3 protein-coding genes and 1 pseudogene are annotated in these 4704 nt (G+C 54.1%); 1 reads left to right on the top strand and 3 read right to left on the bottom strand.

The window, feature by feature from the left end; genetic code table 11:
• Positions 1-13 precede the first annotated feature (13 nt).
• The gene (locus H6F43_RS10735; RefSeq protein ID WP_190342760.1) at positions 14-2362 is read left to right on the top strand and encodes a CBS domain-containing protein; all 2349 of its coding nucleotides are present in this window, start codon (positions 14-16) and stop codon (positions 2360-2362) included.
• A 50-nt stretch (positions 2363-2412) separates the two neighbouring features.
• Here the strand turns inward: H6F43_RS10735 and ruvC are convergent, their stop codons facing one another.
• The 3 genes and pseudogenes from ruvC to H6F43_RS10750 form a co-directional block, all read right to left on the bottom strand.
• On the bottom strand, positions 2413-2886 hold the full coding sequence (ruvC, locus tag H6F43_RS10740) for a crossover junction endodeoxyribonuclease RuvC (protein ID WP_190342761.1): 474 nt from the start codon (positions 2884-2886) through the stop codon (positions 2413-2415).
• Between the two features lie 77 nt (positions 2887-2963).
• Positions 2964-4067 (bottom strand): magnesium chelatase ATPase subunit I, encoded by a 1104-nt coding sequence (bchI, locus tag H6F43_RS10745; RefSeq protein ID WP_190342762.1) that lies wholly within the window; start codon positions 4065-4067, stop codon positions 2964-2966.
• Between the two features lie 100 nt (positions 4068-4167).
• Positions 4168-4704 (bottom strand): annotated as a pseudogene (locus H6F43_RS10750) (hypothetical protein); the annotation flags it as partial.

Below are 4704 nucleotides of genomic sequence, written 5' to 3' on the forward strand. Positions count from 1 at the left end.
TTTGGTGTGATCGATGTCGCCTCATTCGTTGTCGTTCTACTCGATCGTTCTTGAAACCACGATCGACCGTCGTCCCCTCACGGTGACACCCGAAACTCTGCTGTCAGATGTTTTAGTGCTCATGAGCCAAGTTCGCAGCAGTTGCACCCTACCAATTGCGTCAGACCCGCTAGATATTTGCTCGCTAGGTGAGTCGCCTGCTAGCTGCGCGTTAGTCGTCGAAGGGGCGCGGCTCATTGGTATGTTTACCGAGCAAGATGTCGTTCGGTTGACAGCAGACAGAGGCGACCTCAGAGGTATTGCGATCGCAGCAGTCATGGCGCAGCCCGTCGTTACCTTGACTCAATCTAATGCGCACGATATTTTAACTGCGCTGTCGCTGTTTCGCCAGCATCAGATTCGCCATTTGCCTGTTGTTGATGAGCACGGGCACCTGATTGGGTTAATCACTCCCGAAAGCATTCGGCAAGTCCTTCAACCCGCCAATCTTCTCCGACTGCGCACGATCGACGACGTTATGGAGGCAGATGTGGTGCAGGCACCATTATCCGAGTCGGTCCTGACGGTGGCGCAGCGGATGGCAGCAGAACGAGTCAGTTGTGCAGTTCTTACAAATTCTGTCCAGCCGACGCAAGCTGTGGGAATTTTGACGGAGCGCGACATTGTTCAGCTTCAGGCGCTTGAACTGCCGCTAGGAGACCTCCGAGCAGAGGTGGCAATGAGCACGCCGCTCTTTTGTTTGCAGCGATCGGATTCGCTTTGGGTGGCGCATCAAGAAATGCAGTGTCGGCATGTACGGCGGTTTGTCGTTACGGGTGAGCAGGGAGAATTGCTGGGCGTGGTGACGCAACTCAATATGCTGCGAGCGCTGGACCCGGTCGAACTCTTCAATGTGGTGAACATGTTGCAGCAGACAGTCAATCGATTGGAAGCCGAAAATATCGCGTTGCTACAGACGCGAAACAGCGAGTTAGAGCAACAAGTGCAAGACCGCACCGCGCAGCTTCAGGCGCTCTACGAGCAAGCGCAGGCAGAAATCCGCGATCGCAAGCGGGTCGAGGCAGAGCGGACTCAGCTTTTGGTGCGGGAACAGGCAGCTCGCCAAGAGGCACAAACTGCCAATCGCCTGAAGGACGAGTTTTTGTCGATTTTGTCTCACGAAATTCGCACGCCCCTGAACGCCATGTTGGGATGGGCGCATATGCTGCGTACTCGCACCTTCGATGCTGCTACAATGACGCACGCGCTGGAGACGATCGAGCGTAACGCTAAAGCCCAAGCACAACTGATTGATGATCTGCTGGATGTTTCCCGAATTATTCGTGGACAGCTCCGGCTCGATCTTCACCCCATGTCTTTGAGGACTGTGGTGGTAGCCGCGATCGAAACCTTACAGCCCGCGATCAACGCGAAAAAGATTCACCTAAAAACCAGTCTGGAGACGTCAATCGATCGCTTCCTAGGAGATCCGAGTCGATTGCAGCAGGTGGTTTGGAATTTGCTCTCAAACGCAGTGAAGTTCACACCCGCTGAGGGACAAATCGAGGTGCGGCTGTCGGAAGTAGGCGGTGAGAAGGCTTACTCTCTCACTCCTGACTCCTACTCCCTCGAGGAATTCGCGAATGGAGGCACGTCGCACGTTCATGCCGAACGCTTTACACTCCCTTACGCTCCCCAGTTTATCCAGCTCACGATCACAGACACGGGGGAAGGAATTGACGCAGATTTTCTGCCCCATATCTTCGAGCGCTTTCGGCAAGCAGACAGCAAAACCACACGACGTCACTCTGGGCTGGGGTTGGGGCTGGCGATCGTGCGGCATCTGGTGGAACTGCACGGGGGCACCGTTGATGCCGCGAGTTCAGGCGTCGGGCGGGGGGCAACCTTCACCGTTAAGCTACCGCTGCGGACGACAAGCACGACCAGCGACACTTACAAACCCAATGCTCCAGACCAATCACTACTGACCTGCCCACTGGAATTGAACGGTGTGCGGGTGCTCGTGGTAGACGACGAAGCGGACTCGTGCGAAGTCACGACGGCAATTCTCAGCGCTTGTGGAGCTGAGGTAATGGGCGTGACCTCCGCAGAAGCTGCGCTCGTAGCGTTTACCGAGTTCAAGCCAGACATTCTCGTTAGCGACATTGGAATGCCGGACACTGACGGCTACTCGCTGATTCGGCAGCTTCGATCGACGGCGGACAACCCGATTCCGGCTGTGGCGCTAACAGCGTATGCCAGAGAAGACGATCGACGGCAGTCCCTACTCGCTGGATTCCAAACGCATCTGGCGAAACCCGTCACTCCAGCAGAATTGGTTGGAGCGGTCGGGCGGTTAACCAGAGGCGTAGGAGTTGCTTGAGTTCCCTGTTCAATACATGTTTAATACAGTCCAATTAGTTGGGCACGCACTCACCGCCGAAACCAGGCAGTTAGGGCAACGGCTAAGCCATCTGCGGCATCGTCTGGTTTGGGAATGTGGTCCAGATGCAGTTCGCGGGTAACTGCTTGTTGAACTGCGTGCTTGTCGGCGTTCCCGTAGCCCGTTAGCGCCTGCTTGATCTGAGCGGGCGTGAACTCCACAGGCGAGACGCCAACCTGCGCCAGCACCAGCATGACAACACCTCGCGCTTGGGCAACCGCGATCGTATTACCCATGCGGTAAAAGAACAGTTTCTCGATCGCCACTAAATCTGGCTCATACTGCTGCAGAATCGTGTGCAGATCATCGTAGAGAATCACAAGCCGCTGTCCAATTTCGAGATTGGCAGGCGTTTTAACCACACCAAAATCCAGAACAGACGCTCGTTCTGAGGCACCACAAACGATCGCGCCAAATCCCAGCGTTGCGAGTCCGGGGTCTAAGCCAAGAATGCGTTTTTCCATGCTGAATGTTGAGTTGAGGCGTTGATGGACTAGAACATCCACACTAGCGCTCAATGTTCAAAACTCAGCATTCAAAATTACCCCTGTCCATCTTCCTGCAACCCAAACACCTGATTGAACACTTTGTCTACCTTGTAGCCAGAGTCGATCGACTCTAGCGGGTCTTTGCGGAGGCGATGGCGCAAACAGAGTGTGACGACACGACGGATGTCTTGCACGGTAACTTCAGCGCGTCCCTCAAAGGCAGTAAGCGCTTTAGCGGCGCGGTTGGTGACAATATCACCGCGCAGACCGTCTACATCTAGCTCTGAGCAAACCTGAGAAATTTTGACGCGTAAATCATAGTCGAGCGTCACTTGCTTTAGGCTCTCTTGAGCGTTGACAAGCCGCTGCTGAAGCTCTGTTTGCTGAGATTGATAGGTGTCTAGAAACGACTGCGGATCTTGATCAAACTCAGTGCGCTGCTCCACAATTTGAACGCGCAGGGCGGGTTCTTTGACGGTGCGAATTTCGGCGTGCATGCCGAATCGGTCCAGCAGTTGGGGACGGAGTTCGCCTTCTTCTGGGTTGCCGGAGCCGACCAGCACGAAGCGGGCGGGGTGCCGCACGGAAATTCCTTCTCGTTCAACCGTGTTCCAACCGGACGCCGCAGAATCCAGCAGCACGTCTACGAGGTGATCATCCAGCAAGTTGACCTCATCAACGTAGAGAATGCCTCGATTCGCTTTTGCCAGCAGTCCTGGTTCAAAGGCTTTGACGCCTTCAGACAACGCTTTTTCAATGTCGATCGTGCCGCATACCCGATCCTCGGTTGCACCCAGTGGCAAATCCACCATTGTCACTTTCTGTTTGGCAACGGGCACATCTAGCCCCTGCTCAACCTGCTGCCGCACCGCATCACCCATTAGCTCTGGATCGCTAGGATGACTGTTGAACGGGTCATCGGCAACGACGGCAATTTCTGGCAGCAGATCCGCCAGTGCTCGAATGGTTGTGGACTTCCCGGTGCCGCGATCCCCCATAATCATGACGCCGCCAATTTTGGGATCAATAATGTTAAGCAGCAGCGCCAGCTTCATTTCTTCTTGACCCACGATCGCCGTGAACGGAAACACGGGACGACGCCGCAGCGGAGCAGCATGGACAGACCGACCGTTTTCAACGGCAGTGGGGTTAGCGATCGAACTCACGGGCTTACCTGGATGTTAAAGAGCATTACCTTCCGTTCATTGTGCCATACCGGGGTTAGGGATTAACCGTGAGATGAGATTCCTGTAACTGTCATTTAACAATTAAAGTTTCTTGAGAAGGACCGCTATTTGATTTGGGATAAAAGGTTTTGATATGGAGACGGACCATAAACCAAATGGCTGCACCCAGCACGATCGACAGCACTTTTAAGGACACAACCGTATCGCCCAACAGCATCGGCGCATAGCTCAAGAGTGAGCATATCTCGACGACGATCGCAACCCAGAGATAGCGCGGGAAGTAAAACGCAAAGAGAATTGAGAGAATATCTGCCAGGAAGAAGTAGCGATCGTGCATTTTGGGCAGGAAATAAGGCATCAGCAGCGCACCCGTAAGTGCCAGTTGAAGCATTTGCTCTCGATCGAGCACTACCCGACTTCTATAAGCACTCCGCACAAACTGGAACAGGATGGTAAGCGTGACCAGGATACCAATGGGCACCACAATGTCGTACCAATCATCCGATAACCACTGATAAACGTTGGGAGCCATTTTAGTCAGGTCTGGAAAGCCGCGAGTTTGGTTGCCATAGATCAGCAGCACCTCGATTAACGGTCTACCTGCAAT

The organism is Leptolyngbya sp. FACHB-36, from assembly GCF_014695955.1.
Taxonomy (GTDB): domain Bacteria; phylum Cyanobacteriota; class Cyanobacteriia; order Leptolyngbyales; family Leptolyngbyaceae; genus FACHB-36.

Excerpts from the sequence above, each read along its gene's own strand:
- ruvC (WP_190342761.1), bottom strand. The coding sequence starts at position 2,886 with ATGGAAAAACGCATTCTTGGCTTAGACCCCGGACTCGCAACGCTGGGA.
- H6F43_RS10735 (WP_190342760.1), top strand. The coding sequence starts at position 14 with ATGTCGCCTCATTCGTTGTCGTTCTACTCGATCGTTCTTGAAACCACG.